Raw genomic sequence first — 21542 nt, forward strand, 5'->3', positions numbered from 1 at the left:
CAGAAATTTTACGTTATGGCTATATGATGTACGAATTACAACAAACGTACAAGCGGTCGGTCTCCGTCCGCAGGTTCTCTGCTTGAAGGAGGTATTTCATGAGGTTGCTTACCAGATCGGATTTTGACGGCCTGATCTGCGCCGTTCTGCTTAATGAACTCGGGCTGATTGACGAATGGAAATTCGCCCACCCCAAAGATTTGCAGGACGGCACCATCGAGGTCACGGACAACGACATCCTGGCCAACGTGCCATACGTCAAAGGTTGTGGAATGTGGTTTGACCACCATGCGTCCGAAGCTGCCCGCTTGGGCTCCGACTTTGAATTCAAAGGATCCTACAAGCATTCTCCCAGCGCCGCACGTGTGATTTGGGAATACTACGGGGGGCACGACAAATTCCCAAAAAGCTTCGACGAAATGATGGAAGCAGTGGACAAGGTCGACAGTGCCCAGCTGACCAGAGAGGAAATCCTTGATCCCACCGGCTGGATTCTGCTTGGCTACCTGATGGACCCACGCACCGGCCTGGGCCGCTTCCGCGACTATCGTATTTCCAACTATCGCCTCATGGAAGACCTCATTGAATACTGCCGCGCCATGACAGTAGACAAGATTCTCGATCTGCCCGATGTCAAGGAGCGCATTGATCGCTACTTCGAGCAGCAGCAGCTGTTCACGGCAATGCTCAAAGAAAACACATCTGTTCAGGGCAACGCCGTTATCATCGATCTCCGCAATCAGGAGACCATTTACGCCGGCAACCGCTTCATGATCTACGCACTCTACCCCGAGGCCAATATCTCCGTTCACATCCTTTGGGGCCTGAACAAGCAGAACACCGTCTATACCGTAGGCAAGAGCATCATCGACCGCAGCTCCAAGACCGATGTGGGCAAACTGATGCTCAAGTATGGCGGTGGCGGTCACGAAGCTGTGGGCACCTGCCAGGTCGAAAATGAACGCGCTGAAGCCGCGCTCAAGGAAATCCTCGACCAGATCAACGCCGACGGCTAATCACTCAAAACGACGACACCAACAAAGGCCGCTTCCCATTCGGGAGGCGGCCTTTTTTCAGGCAATATATCAAAAGACCTTCTGTCACCAACGCAATCCCCTTTTCCAAGAGGTACATTCTGGACCAGATCGAGCAAATGATTGTGCCGCGAGTAGGACTTTCCAAAAGAACACCAAATAGTTATCGTTGTTATTATCCGAACGAACGGGCAGGAGCCAAACAATGTTCATCATCCTACTCAGTCTTTTCTGCCTCGCAGTGCTCAGCGTGAGTGTAGTCACCTACTGGCAATTCTGGCGACAGGCCGCGGGAACAGCTCATATGGAGTTGTTGAGCCAAGCCAGCCACGGCCACCCCTGGTTATGGATAGGGCGCGGTTTCCTGTCCAGTCTGGTCAGCCAGGCTGCAGCTTTGTTGCTCTATCCTCTGTTTCTGGTCACAAACACATGGCTAAGGCCACAGGCATCAAACGGCGACGGCAAGCCTCCTGTACTCTTCGTACACGGCTACAGCCATACAGCAGCGGCCTGGATTCTCTATGCCACATGGTTTCGGCGTGCCGGATACACAGATCTGCATGCCATTACCTATAATAGTTGGAAATTGGATTTCAGAGGGATTGTCGAACAACTCGAGCACGAGGCCAAAACCATCCTGAATGAACGCCCCGGTCAAAAAATCGTGCTTGTCTGCCACAGTCTGGGCGGGCTTGCTGCACGTAGCCTGCTCAATACCTCTGAGTTACAAGATCGAATACTGGCCGTCGCAACTCTTGGCACCCCCCATCAGGGCACAACTCTGGCAAAAATGGGCATGAATAAACTCGCTCACAAGCTGGAATACCGTGGACAACTGATTCAGGAAATCGAAGATCAGGGCGTCCAAACTGACGTCCCCTGCCTGGCTGCCTATTCACTGGTAGACAACATGGTCATGCCCCTGGAAGGACTACGTATCCGAAAGAATGGGTGGAAAGAATTGCAGATTGCACCAATCTGCCACGTGGGAATGCTGTATCATCATCCTACGGCCCAGGCCGTTCTCCGATTCATCAACCGAGCCGATGGAGTCGTGGGAAAAGAATCAGATCCTGGTCAACCGACTGTATAATTTCAAATAATCCGAAACCATCCGTTCCTGCCGGAAACGATCTCCTCCCCAGATACGGGCTGTCTCGCCCAACCGTCGGGCCTGAACAGGTCGTTCCAGCAGCCGCACGATTTCCTGCTGCAAAAGCCCCCAGCGCCCTGGTGGCACGAGAACCCCGGCACCAGGCCTCGCAATCTGCTCCGGGACCCCTCCCGAAGCAAAAGCCACCACGGGCAAAGCCATGCTCATGGCCTCCAGCACCACCAGAGGATGATTATCAGCCAGGGTCGGATAGGCCAGTACATCCGCAGCGCGCATGATGCGGGCCATGGTCTGACTATCGGCATAGGGCCAAAGCACAACGTCACCGTGGCGTTCCATGCGCTTGCCGCCGACCACATAACAAATAGCCTCCGGAACACGGGCCTTGATCTGCTTGAAGGCCTTCAGAAAATATTCACCCTGTTTGAAGACAGCCTCAACCCCACCATGGGCCACGAACAGCACCATGCGCGCTCCTGGAGCAACCCCCACGGCCTGGCGTGCTTCGCTACGGAGAGGCAGCGTCTCTGGCCAGGGCACACCATTGGGAATGACACGAACATCCAGCTCCGGCAGAATAGCCCGGGCCATGACCACCATCCAACGGGAAGGAGCCACTATGGTGGGTCCAAGCTCCCTCAACAAAGACCGGCGCCCACGGGCAACCTGATCCGAGGCGGGATACAGGCGCGGGCATTCAGGCAAACATCCGTCCTCCCAGGCCTTGCATTGCAGAGGATAGGGGCAACCACCGGTCAAAGCCCGGCAGTCATGCAAGGTGATTACAGAAGGTATCCCTGCCCTGATCAACCCTTCAAGGCAACTCTCCCAGTCCTGAGTAGCATGGAGGTGCACAAGGCCAATGTTTTCCTGTTTGGCATAGCGTCCCAGATCTTCAGGAGACACCGCCCCCTGCCCGTCCTCACACAGACCGTCATCGCACTCGAAACTGTAGACGGAGTGTGGAATTACAGCATGCAGGGCACGAGCAATGGCAGAGGTTCCACCCATGCCCCGCAGCAAGGTATGAATCAGTATTTCAGGCAGGTCAGGAGCCATCATCCACGCGCTCCAACAGATCATTTTTCAGGCACCACAGCACCAAGAATTGAGCATCTTCCTCGGATTTACCAAGAATTTCAATGACCTTTACTGTCAGTTTCGGACCAGAAATGGGCTTGCGGGCCATGAATACCACCTTCTTCACGTTATCAAGATTAACGCGATGAGCAATAGCCCGGTAGATGGAAACAAAATCGTGCCCACGGTATACGGCCTGCCCTGATGGCGACCACTGAACCTCGAAATCGTCCAGGCGATTGGAAGGATAACTTTCGAATAATTTTGCAATGGGCAGCGAATGGGGGTGTCGTGTGCCCTTGATAGCTTCTGAATCAATGGGTTCGGAACGCAAACGGTGCCACAGGACCACGTGCTGATCCACCACCCGTTCCCAACTAAAGGAATCAAGCATCCGTTGGCGTCCGGCTTCCCCCAGCCTGCGGCGCAATGCGGGGTCCAGAGCAAGCCGAGCCAGAGCCTTGGCCATAGCTGCCACGTCCACAACCGTTTGCTGGGCTACATGCAGATGGTACTCGTTATCGAAGAGCAACGGCGCCATGACATCAATGGCATCCGTTGATTCCGGCCCCAGAGTGGGAATAAGATAGCCTGTCTCGCCCTCCACAACCAGATCCCGGTAGCCATCGTATTCCGAAACCACGGCAGGCAACCCCATGGCTCCGGCTTCCAGTACCGTCAAACCAAATGTTTCCTGAGGGTTGTCCACGGGAGAAAGAAACACATCCGCGCCCCAGAACAGCTCTCGTTTGGTTCTGTCATCAGGTTTGGGCACCACCATCAAGGGCAGTCCCAGATTCCCCGCCAGATTGGACACAGTCTCGACATAGGTTTCATCGCCTTTGCCCATCCAACCGGCCAGCACAACCCGCACCTTATCCAGGGGAACTCCAAGACGTGGCAAGCGCTGCATGGCTCGCAGTAGAGGAATCAAATCCATCTTCGAAAAATGTGACAATCGTGCAAAAACCAGAATCATCGTCTGCTCGGGATCAAGGTCCAGCTTGGCCCGCGCAGCATCGCGCTCAGCCGGACTGGGTGGCCGATACTGGTCTGTATCCACACCAAGAGGGATGCGTGCCACCGTGGGCCTGGGCAGACCACCATAGCTATCACTGAGCAAATCGTAATACTTGTCCACGACTTTGACGGCGGTCTTTGAAGTGGCAATAACGCAATCGCGCGGAGTGCATCCCGGCCAGAGATGAGCCAGAAAATCGCGGCTATAGCGCTGATAGGATAGGGAATGGGTCACGCCAGTGATGGGAAAGATATCCGGGCTCACGGCGTTTCGAAGAGCAGCCAAATAGGCCGGATAATTGATGCAATCCGAGAGATGGAAACAATGGTATCCACCACGCGCAAGGGCTGCCGGCAGATGGCTCCGCAGCCGGACCAGAAGTCCGCCGCGGTTCTGAATATCCTGAAATTCCAGATGAAGTTGCCCAGCCAACTGGTCCACTTGCGAACTGGTGCTCAGAAAGAAATGGTAGGCGTCAAAAGGGTCTCGTCGCAACAGTGCACGCAGAAACGCCTCGTTGGCCACATTGCGGCCCATGACGTCTCCGCCTTCGATGAAGGGATCAAGCGTTCCCCATATCTTCGGTGATTGCATGCAGTTGAAATGCCTGTGAGACCGGTGGTTCGTCAAGCATTAGCGGCTTTTCGCCGGGTGGACTCTCGATCCAGAACCCGGGATGCCATCTCGCGCAGGGCCAGTACATCCGCTCCCCGCGGGATCAAACCACGCCGGAAAGGCACGGCCCAGGCCTCGCTCCGCACAAGAGCGCGAGCCCACCCCACCACTTCGGGGTCAAAGAAATACTTGTTATCCAAAACAATCTGCGCCTTGGCCCGGCCATCCACCAAACGCGCCTTCCAGGAAAAATTACTACCGTGATGGTTATAGCGGAACAACGGCAACGGGACTCTGATTCCCTTGAAACCGTTCTCCGCCGCCTGCACCCAGAAATCCCAGTCTTCATATGCCGTCTGATCGGAGAACCCCCGACTTCGTTCGAAAACCTCACGCCGCATAAGAGTTGCCAAAGTCAGGGGGTTTTGCGTCTGAAGCAGTTTGGCATCAAAATCCGGAAGGCTGACTACACGCCCACCGTCGCCCGTGGCTTCAAAATAATCTGTATAGGCAAGGGAGGCTTCGGGACAATTATCCAGTGCTGCCACGGTTCGTGACAGAAATCCCGGCTCAATGGCATCATCAGGGTCCAGGCACAACAAATACCGCCCCCGAGCAATGGACAACCCGGCATTGCGCACAGGCCCTGGTTTCCCCCGATGCTTGAGCGCAATGACCTTGAAACGCGAGAATCCAAGAGCCGCGCCCAGCGTCCTGGCTGTATCCGCAGAACCATCCGAGCTTCCGTCATCGGCGACGATGACTTCAACCTGCATCAATCCCAGTGTCTGCGATGCCAAGGAGTTGAATAGCGCAGGCAGGTAATGCCCATATTCATAATTCGAGATAACGATTGAGACTAGCGGCTTCATCAAACCCTTCCTTATCAGACAACCTTCACTGGCTCCCTCATCCTTCTTGTCGGTTGATACGCCGGGAAGGTTTACCCCAAAAAGAGTCGGAAAACCGACGCTGGGCGGAAGAGTTTGCCCCTTACTGACGGCTTTGCCGCCATTTTTCTTCGGATTAAAAACACATACAATCCTTAACAATAGCCAGTAACCGCCTGAGGGTTGGGTATTTCCATTCACACCCACCATCAATCACGAGTTTGGCCCTGTTTTTGCTAAGTGAATAGGCAAAACACCATCCAACAGGACGGACATATGACCACCACGGACAACAACACCTTGTTCTGGGGCCTTGGATTGTCGGACATCGAATGCAAGAAAATCGAGAGTTCGGCCCCCGGATACAGCGTACGAAACTTCAGTGCAGGCGCCCTGCCCACAGATGAAGAAATGGAAGGGGAAGCCCCATTCCTGATCTGGATTCCTGTGCGCGCCTGGATCACCATGGATGACGACTTCAAGTCTGCCATCCTTGAGTGGGATCCCGCGCAGAAGGTCCTGCTGGCGGACGCCAAGGATGTGCTGGATGTCGAGCGTCTTCTGGACCTGGGTTTTCTGTCGGTCCTGCGAAGCCCCTTGGCCACCGACAAGGTTCAGGAAACCCTGTATCGCGCCCGTGAAGTCCACGCCCTGTACGAAGATATCGTGCGTATGACACGTGAAATCGCCCTTGAACGGGAAATTCTCTCGCGAAAGACAGATTATCTGATGTTTCTGAACGAATTCATGGCGCGAGCTTCTGAAAGTCTGAATCCAGCAACCATTCTCACCCAGGCCAGACGCGATCTGTGCTCCCTCTTTGCCGTCTCTGCCGTTCAGGGCATTTTCTGGCAGGAAACAGGTGAGGAATTCGTTGAATCCGAAATATTTCTGACCTTTCAGGAAGACGCTTCCATTCAGGAGCAATGGGTCGAAATGCTGTTGGAAAGTGCCAGCCGTCTTTCAGGCGTCAAGGTCAACAGTTACCAGATGACGTATCTGATGGATGCCGAGGCCAAAACTGATTCGACCCTTGAACCTGCTGCCGGACGCGTCATCATGCTTCCGCTCAAGGCGGGAGGCAAGGAATTCGGAACCCTGGCCTTATTGACTCCTGCACCAGTCAGGCTGACCAAGCAACAGCGTGACGTGTTGCATTCAGCCGTCAATCATCTGGGTCTTGCCCTTAAAAACGCCCTGCTCTTCCGCGAGGTCAAGATCAAGGCAGACCACGATGGGTTGACCCGCATCTACAATCGTCAATTCTTCGACAAGCGAATTATCGAGGAAATGCGTCGTTCCCAACGCTATGGCCAGGACATCTCAATGATGATGTTCGACCTGGATCACTTCAAAAACATTAACGACACTTACGGCCATCAGGCCGGTGATCTGGTTCTCAAGGAAATCGGCTCATTGCTGATGGAAAGCCTTCGCACCACTGACTTTGCTGCCCGCTATGGTGGTGAGGAGTTCGCCGTTATCCTGCCGCATACCGGCGAGGAACAGGCATGGCTGCTTGCAGAGCGCCTGAGGTACAAAGTCGAAAAGCTGCGCTTCCGGCACGATGGCAAGGCCTTCACCGTCACCACCTCCATAGGCGTCGCTTCGCTCTCGGCATCCAGCTTCAGCCGAAATCCTGACCTGATCAAGGCTGCTGATCGTGCGCTGTACCTCGCCAAGGCGTCGGGTCGCAATATGGTCTGCACCTCCGACGGATGTGACGAATACATGGAAGAATTGCAGGAGCAAAAAGCCGGTTCGTAAGCAAGAATGCTCCGCCTAGACTATCATCAAGCCGCGCCCTGCGCGGCTTTTTCTATTCAATCTGACAGGTTGAATCACACACGCAGACTTCTTGACCACAGAACCATTATCAGGCAAAAATGTATGGTTCCGGCATGGTGCCGGGAAGGAGGCCGCCCTCCTTCTAAATCTAACTCCGGAGATATGACATCATGAATGAGCTTCTTTGGCTTTCCTTTGCCGTGCTCGACCTAACCATGGTCGTGGTACTGTTTCGGCTCTTTGGCAAACCGGCCCTTTATGGGCTCATCGTTTTCAACCTGCTCTTGTGCAACATCCAGGTCCTGAAGACCATCGAACTCTTCGGGTTCACAACCACTTTGGGCAACGTACTCTATGCCAGCGTTTTCCTGGCTACGGATCTGCTCGGAGAATTTTACGGCAAGGACGCTGCAAAGAAAGGTGTCCTGTTGGGATTCGCAGTACTGGTCATGGCAACGGTGTACATGCAAATCGCCATGCAGTTCACCCCCAGCGCCGATGACTTTGTCCAGCCGCATCTGGAGGCCATTTTCGGGCTTCTGCCACGTCTGGCCCTGGCGAGCCTTGCTGCATATCTGGTCTCCCAGCTCCATGACATCTGGGCTTACCATTTCTGGCGCAAACGTACCGGCGAAGGCAAACTCTGGCTGCGCAACAATCTGAGTACTCTTGTCAGCCAATTGCTTGACTCTGCAATCTTCTGCCTTATTGCTTTTTGGGGCGTGTTCGAGACACCCGTCCTTATTGAAATATTGATTACGACTTATCTCTTCAAGGCCTTTGTTGCCGCCCTGGACACCCCTTTCATCTACCTCGCCAAACGCGTGGTCTCCAGGGAAAGAGCGGCTGCTTCGGCCTCTTGAAGAACCCTGTAAACGGTCAGTACGAATCGAGGAGAAAGTGATGAAAGAAGTCCAGCTCTTGATCATCGGACAGGGTCCCGCAGGCCTGTCTGCCGCCATCTATGCTTCCCGCGCCGGGATCGACACGTTGGTCATCGGCATGAAGCCGAAAATCGACGGCGACTACGCCATCGATAACTATTTCGGCTTCGAAAACACCATTCAGGCAGCCGACCTGATGGATGCCGGACGCAAACAGGCAATACGCTTCGGGACCGAAATCATCACCGAGCGAGTACTGACCATCCACATGGAAGAGGACATGACCTACAAGGTCAAAACCGAATCCGGCCATTACAAAGCCTGCGCCATCATCATTGCCGCCGGCGTCTCCAAGACCCGTTCCGGCATCAAGAACGAAGACGACTACGACGGCAAAGGTGTGTCCCATTGCGTGTCCTGTGACGGCTTCTTCTACCGTGGGCGCCAGGTCATGGCTCTGGGTGAAGGCGTCTACGCTGCCAACCAGGCCCTGGAACTCACCTCCTACACCGAAAAGGTCGCTCTGTGCACTCAGGGCAAGAAGCCCGAGTTCGGTGATGAACTGAAGGCCAAACTGGACGAAGCAGGCATTCCTGTCATCGAGAAGAAAATCGAGACCCTGGAAGGTGAAAACGGTCTGGACCGTGTCAAGTTCGACGACGGTGAGACTTTTGACACTGAAGGTCTGTTTATCGCCATGGGCGAAGCCGGCTCCACAGATTTTGCCTACACCTTGGGCCTGGAGCGCAATGGACACTACCTGGTGGCCAACGAAAAGCAGGAGACCAACCTCCCCGGCATCTATGCGGCCGGAGACTGTGTTGGCCGCTTCCTGCAGATTGGAGTAGCGGTCGGGGAAGGCTCCATCGCTGCCCGTCAGGCCATCAAATATGCCAAGGAAAAATGTCCCAAGGACAAGTCCTAAATCGTCACAACCAGAGGCGGCTCACAGAGCCAACCTCTTCTATTTGAATCGATTCCATGAGGGCCGGATGCGTAACATGCATCCGGCCCTGTTCACAGCGTATTAGTTGACCGCAACCTTGACAATTCATGCAGTTGCGGGCTATGCAAAACGGCTTAGCAAACCACGGTCGGGCCGGTAGCTCAATTGGCAGAGCCTTCGGCTCATAACCGAACTGGTGTAGGTTCAAATCCTACCCGGCCTACCACAGGATTGGTCATGCATACAGCAGATACCAAGCCTCACGGCAACCGTCCGGTTTGGTTTTGCCCCAAGGGAACCAGGTGCCTTCCCCGGTCATAGCTCCGGGAAGCACCTTCTTTTTATTTGGAGATTACATGAACGTCGCTGAGATCATCTCTTGTATCGAGCGAATCGCACCCCCTGCGGGAGCGGCATCGTGGGACAATTGCGGCGTCCAGATCGTCGGGCTTGAGGAAGATGTCACCCGGCTTGCCGTGACTATCGATCCATCTCCAGAGATGGTCATTGCCGCCCTTGAATGGGGCGCGGACATGATCATCACTCACCACCCGTTGTACATGGAGCCCAAAGCGCTCAATGAACCGGGATATTTCCTGGACAGCACCCGGGCTGTCATGGCCACCGGAGCATGGCTATATGCAGCGCACACAAGCCTGGATGTACGTCCCGAAGGCCCAGCTGGCTGGTTGCACCGCGCCATGAAGCTCAGTAAACTGAGCGTGCTTGCACCCAACGATCCGTCCGAACCGGAAGTGGGTTATGGATTCTGGGGGCAATTGCCAGAGCCTCTGCCCTGGAAGGACTTCGCCCTGAGGCTGGGTCAGCACGTCAACAGAGATTTCTGGACACTCACGGGGACAACACCCGAAACCGTGTCCACAGTCGCCTATTGCACAGGTTCCGGAGGTTCGCTGATGAATGCGGCCTATGCAAAGGGAACGGATGTATACATCACCGGCGACCTGAAATATCATCAGGCCCTTGAGTCCCCCCAATTCACGGTGGACGTAGGCCATTTTTCCCTGGAAGACCGGATGTCCGCCGAGCTGGCTGATCTGCTGGCTGACGAACTGGGCAACGAGGGAATCAAAGTACGGTTTTTACCCGGCAGGGAGCCTTTCAAGGCCCACCTGCCCATTCGAATCTAAGACGAACCGCCCCGCAGGGGCTCGCCAAGCGAGCCTCACGCCAGGGCAGACCATGGGAGGATAACCCGTTGAGCATGTATCTTGAACAGATTGAGCAGCTTGTGGTCCTGCAGAAGGTCGATGATGAAATCATCGTCTTGCAGCAGGAGCTTGAGAACCTGCCCAAAGAGTTGGCCGAGCTGGAGCAGCAGGATGAAGAAACCGGCCAGCGCCTCGAGCAGCTGAACGATAAACTTGATATCCTCAAGACTCAGCAAAAACGCCTTGATGACGAGATCGAAGACAATTCGGTCAAAATCAAAAAGAGCAAAAGCAAGCTGATGATGGCCGAGAACACTCGCGAGTATCATGCCATGATGCGCGAGATGGACAACATGGACAAGATCAACCGCACTCGTGAAGAAGAGCGTGTTGCCCTGTCCGAAGAGCTCGAACGCCAAAAGGAAATCGGGGCCGAGATTACAACGGAGTCCAAAGAACTCAAGGAAAAGCTTGAGGAATACAGAGCCAGTATCAAGAAGCGCACCACCGCTGCCAAGAAGCGCTTGAATGCTCTTGAGAAGCAGCGCAACAAGGCCTGTGAAGTTGTGCCCAAGCCTGTGCTTGGCCGCTACGAATTCATCCGCGCTCGCATTCACAATCCCGTCATCGTTTCGGTGATCGACGGTGTATGCACCGGCTGTAACATTCAGATTCCGCCTCAGATCTTCAACGACCTCCAGAAAGGTGAACAGATCATCAGCTGTCCCAACTGCCAGCGTCTGACCTTCTGGTGCGAGCATTTCAGTGCCGATGAAAAGGCTCCCACCAGCGAAGCCAAGGCAAAAGAGAATGCCAAGAAGAAATCCGAAGAAATTGCGGAAGCTAAAGAATAGAGCCCCTGAGGCTTAAAAAGATTTGGGAGCAGGACAGGCTATCGCTGCGGTCGCTTGCGGCCGGAGAGGAAAGTCCGGGCTCCACAGGGCGGAACGCTGGATAACATCCAGGAGGGGTGACCCTCGGAACAGTGCCACAGAAAACAGACCGCCTGCTTGCAGGTAAGGGTGAAACGGTGGAGTAAGAGCCCACCAGCGGTTGTGGTGACACAACCGGCTAGGTAAACCCCGTTCGGAGCAAGGCCAAATAGGAAGGTGTTTGAGGCTGGCCCGGCCAAAGCCTTCGGGTAGGCTGCTTGAGGCTGCGGGTAACCGTAGCCCTAGAGGAATGATAGCTGCCCCCTTGCGGGGAACAAAACCCGGCTTATCGTCCAGCTCCCTTATATCAATGACGGGCGCGTCGTGGGTTGACCCACGGCGCGCCCGATCAATTTTAGACTTCAGCGAAAAATAGAAACGCACGGCGGCACCTTTTAGGGGCTCCTCGAGAACATCAAGACGAACCTTCACCTGTTCATTCAGAGGCAGTACACAATGAATTGTTGGGCGATCATTCTGGCCGCAGGCAGCGGCACCCGTCTGGCCGAGGCAGGACTGGCGACCAGGAAACAGTTTCTTGAATTGGAGGGGCTCCCTCTGTTCTGGCATAGCGCATTGACATTCGCTCATGTCGCCAGGATTTCCGGATTGGTCTTCGTCTTCCCGCCTGAGGAATTTGACGCGGCCAAAGCCAGTACTGAAGCCCTGCTCGCCCAGTATCCGCTCAACCTGCCCTGTCGCTTTGCACAGGGCGGCATACGCCGTCAGGATTCGGTATTCAACGGGCTTGAGGCCCTCCCCGCGGATTGTCTCCAGGTGCTTGTGCACGATTCTGCCAGACCTTTTGCCTCGGCGCGACTCAGCAATACCCTCATCGACACCTTGGGCTCCGGTGCGGAGGCTGCCATCCCCGCCATCCCCGTCAAGGACACCATCAAGCGAATCAGCGGTTCCACTGTCGCTGAAACACTGCCCCGCGCTGAACTGTGTGCAGTCCAAACCCCGCAGGCCTTCATACTCGCCATGCTGCGCAAGGCACACGAATTTTGCCAGCAAAATCAGATCGCAGTCACTGACGACGCATCCATGGTCGAAGCCATGGGCGGTTCAGTTGCCATTGTTCCGGGCGAAGAAGACAACATCAAAATTACAACCCCAGAGGACCTGAAAATGCTCACTCCGAAGCAGACTCCGGCCATTCCAGTCACTGGCTGGGGCTACGATGTCCATAAATACGGTCCTGGCCGCCCCATGGTCCTTGGTGGCGTCCCCATTCAAGGCGCACCGGAAGTAGTCGCTCATTCTGACGGAGACGTCTTGCTGCACGCCCTGGCCGACGCCCTGCTGGGATGCCTGGGCCGTGGTGACATCGGCCAGCATTTCCCGGACACGGATGCAGCCTTTGAAGGAATCGAATCCTCCATTCTGGTCAACGAGATTTTGCTTATGGCAGACAAGGATGGCCTGAACATTACCCATGTCGATCTGACGCTGATTTGCCAAAAGCCCCGCTTGGCACCGCACACGGCCCAAATCAAGTCCTCGGTGGAACGACTGCTGCGCCTGAACAGCAAACAGGTCAACGTCAAAGCCACAACCGAAGAAGGCCTGGGGTTCACAGGCAAAAAGCTGGGGATCAAGGCCGTCGCCTGCGTTACGGCGACACGCCCGGCAGACTAAGCCTCTTTGACGACTTTACGCATTTGGTGCAAGATGCCCAACCTGCGCGCAAAGGACATGGTCATCCCCCTGCCCATTGTGCCAAGATAAAAATTTAATCAACCGACATATTTGAACATCCTGGAGAGCGGCACATGCAGATTTACAACACCATGACCCGGAAGAAAGAACAGTTCACCCCAGTCGAAGAAGGCAAGGTCCGCATGTACGTCTGCGGCATCACGGCCTACGACTACTGTCACATCGGTCATGCCCGCTCCGCCGTGGTCTTCGACGTACTCGTTCGCTATCTTCGCCATATCGGCTACGACGTTACCTTCGCCCGCAACTTCACGGACGTCGATGACAAGATCATCGTTCGTGCCAATGAGAATGGTGAAGACCCCATGGCCCTTGCCGAGCGCTTCATCCAGGCCTTCTATGAAGACATGGATCGCCTCAATATCCTGCGCGCCGACCTTGAGCCCAAATGCACCGAGCACATCCCCGAAATGATCACCCTGACCGAGGAACTCATCACCAAGGGACACGCCTATGCCACCCCCTCGGGAGACGTGTACTTCCGCGTGCGCTCGTTCAAGGACTACGCCAAGCTTTCGGGTCGTGACATTGATGACATGCGCTCCGGCGCCCGTGTCGCCCCCGGTGACGAAAAGGAAGACCCTCTGGACTTTGCCCTCTGGAAATCGGCCAAGCCAGGCGAACCCACATGGGACAGCCCCTGGGGTCCGGGACGTCCCGGCTGGCATCTGGAATGCTCCGCCATGAGTGACAAGCACCTGGAACTCCCGCTGGATATCCACGGCGGCGGTCAGGACCTGATCTTCCCACACCACGAAAACGAGATTGCCCAATCCGAGGCCGCCACCGGCAAGGAAATGGCCAATTATTGGGTACACAACGGATTCGTGCAGGTCGATTCCGAAAAGATGTCCAAAAGTCTGAACAACTTCAAGACCATCCGTGAAATCATGGAGGTCTACCTGCCCGAGACGCTGCGCTATTTTTTGCTGACCAAGCATTACCGCAGCCCCATCGACTTCACCTTCGAGAATATGGATGAAGCCGAAAAGAATCTGAAACGCATCTACACCGTTAAGCGTGATCTGGCGGTTGCTCTGGAAAAACAGAAGTGGTCGGGCGCAGATCTGCCCGAGGAACTGACCAAGGAACTGGATGAGCTTGAAGCCGCGTGGGACGCCGCCATGGCTGACGATGTAAACTCAGCTGCGGCAGTAGGACATGTCTTCGGGGCCATCCGTCTGGCTGGCCGCATCGCCGAGAACAAATCCTGGCGCAAGTCCAAGGGTGCCAAGGAAGCCTGGGAAAGAATCCTGGCTGATTTGGACAAATGGGGACAGGTGCTGGGTGTTCTGACTGCCGACCCCGAACCCTTCCTGCTTGAACTGCGCAACATCAAGGCCAAGCGCAAGGGCGTGGATGAAGCCAAAGTCATGGAGCTGCTGGATAAGCGCCTTGAGGCCCGCAGGAATAAGGACTTTGCCGCCTCGGACGCCATCCGCGACGAACTGGCGGACATGGAGGTCGAGGTTAAGGATCTGCCCACCGGCCAGGTCTGGGACGTCGTCTAGGGCGTTTGTGAACATCGTCTACGGCGTTGCTTCAAGGAAATCATACTCTCGTGTACGGGATAGTACACTTCGATCATGATTTCCTTTCGCGCCTTGTATCCGAACTTCCCAAGCACCCTAGATCGGGTATGTTCATTCCTGAACACCTTTCCCTGCTGCCACTTTAGTTGGGGGCCAATTACCCGAGACCGAGTGTCTTTTCATCTCGCATCAGATCATTCCTAGACTCTATTATTGAATAAATAATCAAGCCGCCTTCGGGCGGCTTTTTTGTTGTTGAGGCAAGAAGGACTTGAACCTGATCAGTGGTTGGGGCACAAGGACAGCACCATGAGTCAAGACATCTGCATCATTCCCCATCGTTATCAGGACGGCCCAACCGAATTGGAAGGGCTTGTGGTCCGCGATGCCCAAATCAAAGGGCCGCAGCCGGGCGTTCTATTGATCCATGAGTATACGGGATTGGGAGATTATCTGGTGCCCCATGCCGAGGCACTGGCCCGTGAAGGCTTCATGGTACTCTGTCACGACATGTACGGGGTTGGAGTCCGCCCCAAGGACCGTGCCGAGGCTTCCGCTATTTCGCGCCCATTCCGCGATGACAGAATGCTGATGCGCTCACGGGCCAAGGCCGGATTGGATGCGCTGGCCACCCTGCCCGGAGTTGATACCAAAAGTCTCTATGCTGTGGGCTTTTCATTCGGGGGCGGAGCCGTTCTGGAACTGGCCCGCAGCAGAGCCCAGCTCCATGCGGCGGTCAGCTTCTACGGCTATCTGGACACAACCCACCCGGCCAACCCGGGCGACATCAAGGCCAAGCTTCTGGTTTTGCACGGCATGCAGGACAAGGTGGTGACCATGGATCATCTGGGCATGTTCGAAGGCGAGATGGATCTGGCCGGAGCGGATGTGAAGACCGTGGTCTACCCCCACGCCGGACACGCCTTTTCCAACTTCAGTGCTCAGCCCGATCCGGCTTCGGGTTCCTTCCCCTGCCGCGAAGCCCACGAAGATGCCTGGAACGAAATGCTGCGCCTTTTTCAATCCTGCCTGGACTGATCAACAGACAGGCCTTCAACTCACATGAAAAAGCGGGCCATAAGCCCGCTTCAGTCATTCGCAAGTAACCGCTATTCCGCCAACGCCGCTCGCGCCGCCTCAAGCATCTTCTCGTGCTCGCGTGGGCGGAACCACTGAATTTCCTTATCCCCATTAAACCAAGTCAGTTGGCGCTTGGCATAGGCGCGAGTGTTCTTGCCCCACAAGGCCTTGCACTCCTCCAAATCGATTTCCTGCTTGAGATAGGCATGCAGCTCGGCGCAGCCAATTCCGGTCCAGCCCGGGGCCTCGCGATCACTGTTCTTCTCCATGGCAGCCTTGGCCTCACCCATGGCACCCATATCCAGCATCACGTCAATGCGTTTGTAAAGATACGGCGTCAACTCCGTCAGAGGAATACCCACTCCCAGCTTCACGGCATGAAAGTCACGCGTCTCCACGGTCTCTGCATGCCAGCAGGACAATGGCTTTTTCGTGGCCTCGTAGACCTCGAGACCACGCATGATGCGCTGGCGATCATTAGGGTGCAGGCGCTCAGCCAAAGGCGCATCCACCTCGGCCAAATCACGGTGCAACCGGTTGGGCCCCAACTTCTCGCAGGCCTCCTGGATCTTCTTGCGAACAGCCTCGGGAATGGGCGGGATGGGAGCCAAAGGTTGCAGCAGTGCCTTCAGATACAGGCCTGTGCCACCAACCAGAATGGGAACCTTACCTCGCGAGCGGACCTCGGCAATGGTCTCGATCAGCAGGTCAGAGTATGCCGCCGCCCCAAGTGATTGATGAGTCTGCAAAAAACCATACAGTAGATGCGGGCACTGAGCGCGTTCTTCGGACGATGGCTGGGCCGTGATGACCGGAAAATCCTCGTAGACCTGACGAGAGTCGAAATTGATGACCTCACCGTCCAGTTCACGGGCCAGATAGATACCGGCCCCGGTCTTGCCTGCGGCCGTGGGACCGGGGATGCACAGTAAGGGATAACTCATGAGCCTTAGCCACCGCTCCCATCGCGCTCACGCTGTCGCTGTACGCATTTTTTGTAGAGTTCCGGCACGATGAGATTGGGTACCAGTCCCTGAATATTACCACCGTGGCAGGCGGCTTCCTTGATGATGGAGGAACTGATGTACATCCACTTGTAATCGGTCATCAAAAATACAGTCTGAACATTACGAGCCAGACGGCGATTCATCAATGCCATCTGAAACTCGTACTCAAAGTCGGAAACGGCTCGCAGCCCGCGCAGAATGGCTCCCGCTTTGCGGCGTTGCACATAATCCACCAACAATCCCGAAAAGCCCTCCACAACAACATTCTTGTCATCCTTGAAGACTTCCTGGGCCAGAGCCACTCGCTCATCCATGCTAAACAGCGGGGTCTTGCTAGAGTCCTTAGCCACGGCCACCACAACCGAATGAAACAGTTTCAACCCACGGCGCACGATGGAGACATGCCCGTTGGTCAGGGGATCGAAGGTCCCGGGGTAAATGGCCGTTACTTTGACACAGTCTTCCATACCACTATCCTTGTTTGTCCATATGAGCGATCAGTCACCAATTCCAAATCAGGATGCACGGCCTCTGGTTCGAGCGCAAGTCCGGCCTCAACCTCGGCCAAAACAAAGGCCTCGGGAGCAATCCAGCCACCGCCAAGAGCTTTTTCCAAGGCCGGAACCAGCAGGTCCTTGCCATAGGGGGGATCAATGAAGACCAGCCCGAAGGCCCGGTCCGGTGCACCACTGAGCAACTTGAACAGGTCCGTTGCATAGACCCGCGCCCTGTCCTTGCCAAGCCCTAAATCCTTCAGATTACCACTGATGCAGGTCGCCGCGTTCTTGCTTTTCTCCACAAAGGCAGCATACGCCGCCCCGCGTGACAGGGCTTCCAATGCCAGGCTACCACTCCCGGCAAACAGATCAAGGACGTAAAGCCCCTCCCAATCAAGGCCACGGGCCACTAGCATGGAGAAAATGGCCCCACGCACCTTGGAGGTCGCTGGCCGATATCCCGGCCCAGAGACGGAGCGTATGGTCCGCCCCCCAAATTCACCACTAATAATTCTCATACGCAGATCCGTTCAGACAATGGTAACACAACTATCACCCCTTCCAATCATTCGGAAAACAGCGAGTACAAGGCTTGAAAGCGAAAGGGAATCGAAAATATTGCCAATAAGCAAACGCTCGGATCCCATAAAATAACGACGTAATTGCTGAAATTCAAATAACCACCCAATCGTTCAAAAAAAGGCGAGGGCTAGGTGCAACGGCGCATGGGATCGAAATGTATCCTGATACATGAGACTCCATACCAACCGCAGCAACACAGCCCCCGCTGTAATTCTGACCGCTTGATCAGACTTCGGATGCCAGTCCCAGCAGTTCCTTGTTGATTTCCAATAGCCTGTCGCGCAGATCGGTCTGATCTATCCAGTTTTTGTCTTGCAAGGCTTCGACCCGACCTCGCAGGGTAGTGAGCTGACCTTCGGTCTGTGCAATGAGGAAATCCCAATCGATGCGCGGATGGGCGACTTCCTCGTCCACGACAGTCGCAAGAGGCTGGCCGGGCAACATCGTGCAGACTTCCATGTAATCGGGAATGTGCACCTCAAGATTGAACTTGTCTTCGATAAGCTTGCCCAGTGTGCGTTGCTTCTTGTTCTCACCATGCACCAGGAAAATTTTCATCTTCGGTGTGGTGAAGTGCTCAAGCCACTCAAGCATCTCGGACTGCCCGGCATGTGCCGAGAACCCGCCGATGGTGAAGACCTTGGCCTTGACCGCAATTTCCTCGCCAAAGATCCGTATCACCTCGGCACCATCAACGATACGGCGGCCCGGCGTACCCTTGCCCTGATAGCCGACGAAGACCACGCTGGCTCCAGGTCTCCAGAGGTTATGCCGCAGATGGTGCTTGATGCGTCCCGCGTTACACATGCCACTGGCGGAAATGACCACCGCAGGCCCTGCGGTCAGGTTGATTGCCTGGGATTGCGCCGTGGTCGGAGTAAATTTCAGATTGGTCAGATCCAGCGGATCGCCACCGGACTCCAGAATGGCTTTGGTCTCTTCATCGTAATATTTAGGATATTTGCGAAAGACTTCCGTAGCCTTGATGGCCATGGGGCTATCCACGTACACGGGCATGTCCGCTGGCAGTTTGCCTTCTTTTTCCAACAGATACAGGGAATACAAAATTTCCTGCGTCCGCTCCACGGCAAAGGCCGGAATAATTACCTTCTCATTCTTGGCGTAGCTGTAGGCAATGGCCTCAGCCAATTCCACACGGCTGTTGGTCTTGTTCTTGTGATCACGATCACCATAGGTGGATTCCATGAACAGATAATGGGCATCCTTGATAATACTCGGATCGTTGATCAACAATTGATCCGGTCGCCCGAGGTCACCTGAGAACACTGCCTTGAATTCACCATCGGCTTCCTGCACGCAGAGTTCGATGAAAGCGGAACCCAGAATATGCCCAGCGTCCATGTAATTGACTTCAAGCTCCGGAAAAGGCTTGAAGGGCTTGTTGTATTCCACGGCTTCGAGAAGTGACAGGGTCTTCTCGGCATCAGCCATGGTGTACAGAGGCTGGGTCATCTCCTTGCCGAAGCGTTGGCGCTTCTTGTTGCGCCATTCGGCTTCCATTTCTTGGATATGCGCACTATCGCGAAGCATGATCTCAAGCAGGTCCTTGGTCGGCGGAGTGCAGTAGATCGTCCCTTTGAACCCGTCACGCACCATACGCGGCAACAGGCCGGAGTGGTCGATATGGGCATGTGTAATCAGAAAGAATTCTACCTCGGAAGGCTTGTACTTCCACGTATCGAGGTTGCGCTTTTCAATCTCCGCGTTACCTTGGTGCATGCCGCAATCCACGGCGAAACGGTGATTGCCGGTCTCCATCATGTGGCAGGAGCCGGTCACGGTCTTGGCGGCGCCCAGAAACTGGATTTTCATCGAGAGTGATCCTTGTCTGGCCCCGGAAAGCCGGAGCGTGGTGGTTCCAAAGTGGCATGAAAAAGTATACTACGACCTGACGGACTCCATCCCATACCTAACCTGTACCAGATATGTAAAGATAGTCCGTCAATCCCAACAAGGAGAACACAGTGGGAGATAAGAAGCAGTTTCTCATCGACGAACTTTCCGTCGGAGAGTCTTGGCGGCTGTTCAAGATCATGGCCGAAATCGTCGATGGTTTCGATACCATGAGCGAAATCAAGAACGGCGTGTCCATCTTCGGTTCGGCACGAGTCAAATCCGACCAGCCCATCTTTCAGCAGACCGAAGAAATTGCGGCCAAGCTGACCCAGGCCGGTTATTCCGTGATCTCGGGCGGTGGCCCGGGACTGATGGAAGCCGCCAACAAGGGGGCCAAGGAAGCAGGAGGCGAATCCGTAGGCCTGCACATCAACCTCCCCTTCGAGCAGGAATCCAACCCGTACCTGACCACTCGAGTCAACTTCAATTATTTCTTTGTTCGCAAGTTGATGTTCATCAAATACGCCCTGGCATACGTTGCCATGCCCGGCGGATTCGGCACTTTGGACGAGTTGTTCGAGGCTCTCGTGCTTATCCAGACCCAGCGCATCAAGCGCTTCCCCATCATCCTCTTCGGTAGTGAATACTGGGGCGGACTGATTGACTGGATCAAGGCTCGCCTCATCGCAGACGGTTATGCTGGCGAACAGGATCTGGAGTTGCTGACAATCCTCGACACTCCTGACGAAGTGGTCAAATACATCAAAAAACACGTCATCGTGTAGCCTCGTGGTGGCACACCAATAATATTTCCGGGCCGCAGTTGCGGCCCGGAATCATTCTGATGAAACAACAACACCAAGCCTACTGCTACGGACTGATCACGGTCCTGCTCTGGTCCACTGTGGCTTCAGCCTTCAAGCTGTCGCTCAGACACATGGATCACATGCAACTCCTGCTCTACTCATCCATCGCCTCGCTCATGACCCTGACGGTCATCCTCATGGCCCAGGGCAAACTCACATTGCTTCTCTCCATGAACCGCAGGCAATGGCTTGTTTCCGCAGCCTTTGGGCTCATCAACCCGTTTTTGTATTACATCGTACTTTTCAAAGCATACGACCTGCTGCCCGCGCAGGAGGCACAACCACTGAACTACACGTGGGCTGTCACTCTGGCCCTGCTGTCCATCCCTTTGCTTGGCCAGAAACTCAGCGTCAAGGATCTGCTGGCCCTGCTCATCAGTTACACTGGGGTCGTACTCATTTCCACCCACGGCGACCCGCTGGGCTTCACTTTCTCGGACCCGCTCGGCGTGGCTTTGGCTCTGGGCAGTACGGTCATCTGGGCCTTGTACTGGATATTCAACACCCGTGATTCCCGGGACCCGGTTGTGGGGCTGACCGCCAATTTCGCTTGTGGTACGATCTACGTGTTGATTGCCACGACACTTGTCTCGGACGTCATGGTTGGGGATTGGCGAGGGCTGGCAGGAGCCGCTTATGTCGGTGTCTTCGAGATGGGCCTGACTTTCGTACTCTGGCTCAAGGCACTCAAACTTTCGGAAACAACGGCAAAGGTCGGAAATCTGATCTTCATCTCACCTTTTGTCTCCCTGATTCTGATCCACTTTATTGTGGGCGAGGAAATCCTGCCGTCCACGATCTATGGCCTTATGTTCATCATCGCGGGCATCGCTCTGCAGCAGATCAAGCGCAAAGTCTGATAAACCTTCTCCACAACTCATCTGCACCGCCTGACAACCACTACCAAATCTTTTGAACGCGCC

Annotated in this window: 19 protein-coding genes, 1 tRNA gene and 1 other RNA gene; 14 read left to right on the forward strand and 7 right to left on the reverse strand. The window is 55.0% G+C overall.

The window, feature by feature from the left end; all coding sequences use genetic code 11:
* The first annotated feature begins 98 nt into the window (after positions 1–98).
* Positions 99–1016 carry a DHH family phosphoesterase gene (locus EL361_RS05505; protein ID WP_126377415.1) on the forward strand — a complete coding sequence of 306 codons (918 nt, stop codon included), beginning with the start codon at positions 99–101 and terminating at the stop codon, positions 1014–1016.
* A gap of 223 nt (positions 1017–1239) precedes the next feature.
* Entirely contained in the window at positions 1240–2127 is an 888-nt protein-coding gene (locus EL361_RS05510; RefSeq protein WP_126377416.1) for an esterase/lipase family protein, read from the forward strand.
* On the opposite strand, the gene EL361_RS05515 is transcribed toward EL361_RS05510, so the two are convergent.
* The 3 genes from EL361_RS05515 to EL361_RS05525 are packed head-to-tail and all read right to left on the reverse strand — an operon-like array spanning position 2101 to position 5736.
* A complete protein-coding gene (locus EL361_RS05515) occupies positions 2101–3210 on the reverse strand; it encodes a glycosyltransferase (protein ID WP_172961645.1) in 1110 nt (369 codons plus the stop codon). The genes EL361_RS05510 and EL361_RS05515 overlap by 27 nt on opposite strands.
* The gene (locus EL361_RS05520; RefSeq protein ID WP_126377420.1) at positions 3197–4843 is read right to left on the reverse strand and encodes a glycosyltransferase family 4 protein; all 1647 of its coding nucleotides are present in this window, start codon (positions 4841–4843) and stop codon (positions 3197–3199) included. Before EL361_RS05520 ends, EL361_RS05515 begins: the two co-directional genes overlap by 14 nt.
* Positions 4844–4875: 32 nt before the next feature.
* A complete protein-coding gene (locus EL361_RS05525) occupies positions 4876–5736 on the reverse strand; it encodes a glycosyltransferase family 2 protein (protein WP_232034885.1) in 861 nt (286 codons plus the stop codon).
* 294 nt (positions 5737–6030) lie between these two features.
* Here EL361_RS05525 and EL361_RS05530 point away from each other — a divergent pair, with 294 nt between their 5' ends.
* From EL361_RS05530 to EL361_RS05575, 10 genes are all read left to right on the forward strand, one after another.
* On the forward strand, positions 6031–7521 hold the full coding sequence (locus EL361_RS05530; RefSeq protein WP_126377423.1) for a GGDEF domain-containing protein: 1491 nt from the start codon (positions 6031–6033) through the stop codon (positions 7519–7521).
* A 191-nt stretch (positions 7522–7712) separates the two neighbouring features.
* Positions 7713–8405, forward strand: coding sequence for a queuosine precursor transporter (locus EL361_RS05535; RefSeq protein WP_126377425.1), 693 nt, complete (start codon positions 7713–7715; stop codon positions 8403–8405).
* Between the two features lie 40 nt (positions 8406–8445).
* Positions 8446–9351, forward strand: a complete 906-nt coding sequence (locus tag EL361_RS05540; RefSeq protein ID WP_126377427.1) for an NAD(P)/FAD-dependent oxidoreductase — start codon at positions 8446–8448, stop codon at positions 9349–9351.
* Positions 9352–9522: 171 nt separating this feature from the next.
* A tRNA-Ile gene (locus EL361_RS05545) sits at positions 9523–9598 on the forward strand.
* A gap of 130 nt (positions 9599–9728) precedes the next feature.
* Positions 9729–10523, forward strand: coding sequence for a Nif3-like dinuclear metal center hexameric protein (locus tag EL361_RS05550; protein ID WP_126377429.1), 795 nt, complete (start codon positions 9729–9731; stop codon positions 10521–10523).
* 74 nt (positions 10524–10597) lie between these two features.
* Positions 10598–11398, forward strand: coding sequence for a zinc ribbon domain-containing protein (locus tag EL361_RS05555; RefSeq protein ID WP_126381311.1), 801 nt, complete (start codon positions 10598–10600; stop codon positions 11396–11398).
* A 25-nt stretch (positions 11399–11423) separates the two neighbouring features.
* Positions 11424–11781: RNase P RNA component class A (gene rnpB / locus EL361_RS05560), an RNA gene on the forward strand.
* Positions 11782–11932: 151 nt separating this feature from the next.
* Positions 11933–13117, forward strand: coding sequence for a 2-C-methyl-D-erythritol 4-phosphate cytidylyltransferase (gene ispD / locus EL361_RS05565; protein WP_126377431.1), 1185 nt, complete (start codon positions 11933–11935; stop codon positions 13115–13117).
* Positions 13118–13251: 134 nt separating this feature from the next.
* Positions 13252–14709 carry a cysteine--tRNA ligase gene (gene cysS / locus EL361_RS05570; RefSeq protein ID WP_126377433.1) on the forward strand — a complete coding sequence of 486 codons (1458 nt, stop codon included), beginning with the start codon at positions 13252–13254 and terminating at the stop codon, positions 14707–14709.
* 330 nt (positions 14710–15039) lie between these two features.
* A complete protein-coding gene (locus EL361_RS05575; protein WP_126377435.1) occupies positions 15040–15768 on the forward strand; it encodes a dienelactone hydrolase family protein in 729 nt (242 codons plus the stop codon).
* A gap of 71 nt (positions 15769–15839) precedes the next feature.
* Here the strand turns inward: EL361_RS05575 and miaA are convergent, their stop codons facing one another.
* The 4 genes from miaA to EL361_RS05595 all read right to left on the reverse strand — a co-directional run bounded on the left by miaA (position 15840) and on the right by EL361_RS05595 (position 19729).
* Positions 15840–16754, reverse strand: coding sequence for a tRNA (adenosine(37)-N6)-dimethylallyltransferase MiaA (gene miaA / locus EL361_RS05580; protein ID WP_126377437.1), 915 nt, complete (start codon positions 16752–16754; stop codon positions 15840–15842).
* 5 nt (positions 16755–16759) lie between these two features.
* Complete coding sequence (coaD, locus tag EL361_RS05585; protein WP_126377439.1) at positions 16760–17284, reverse strand: pantetheine-phosphate adenylyltransferase; 525 nt, start codon at positions 17282–17284, stop codon at positions 16760–16762.
* A complete protein-coding gene (rsmD, locus tag EL361_RS05590) occupies positions 17263–17832 on the reverse strand; it encodes a 16S rRNA (guanine(966)-N(2))-methyltransferase RsmD (RefSeq protein WP_126377442.1) in 570 nt (189 codons plus the stop codon). The genes coaD and rsmD overlap by 22 nt, the downstream gene beginning before the upstream one ends.
* Before the next feature lie 289 nt (positions 17833–18121).
* Positions 18122–19729, reverse strand: a complete 1608-nt coding sequence (locus EL361_RS05595; RefSeq protein ID WP_126377444.1) for an MBL fold metallo-hydrolase RNA specificity domain-containing protein — start codon at positions 19727–19729, stop codon at positions 18122–18124.
* Between the two features lie 152 nt (positions 19730–19881).
* Here EL361_RS05595 and EL361_RS05600 point away from each other — a divergent pair, with 152 nt between their 5' ends.
* Positions 19882–20538: an LOG family protein gene (locus tag EL361_RS05600; protein ID WP_126377446.1), complete on the forward strand. Its 657-nt coding sequence runs from the start codon at positions 19882–19884 to the stop codon at positions 20536–20538.
* 59 nt (positions 20539–20597) lie between these two features.
* On the forward strand, positions 20598–21479 hold the full coding sequence (locus EL361_RS05605; RefSeq protein ID WP_126377448.1) for a DMT family transporter: 882 nt from the start codon (positions 20598–20600) through the stop codon (positions 21477–21479).
* The last annotated feature ends 63 nt before the right edge of the window (positions 21480–21542 follow it).

Origin of the sequence: Desulfovibrio ferrophilus (assembly GCF_003966735.1) — a bacterium.
In the GTDB taxonomy this organism is placed as follows: domain Bacteria; phylum Desulfobacterota; class Desulfovibrionia; order Desulfovibrionales; family Desulfovibrionaceae; genus Desulfovibrio_Q; species Desulfovibrio_Q ferrophilus.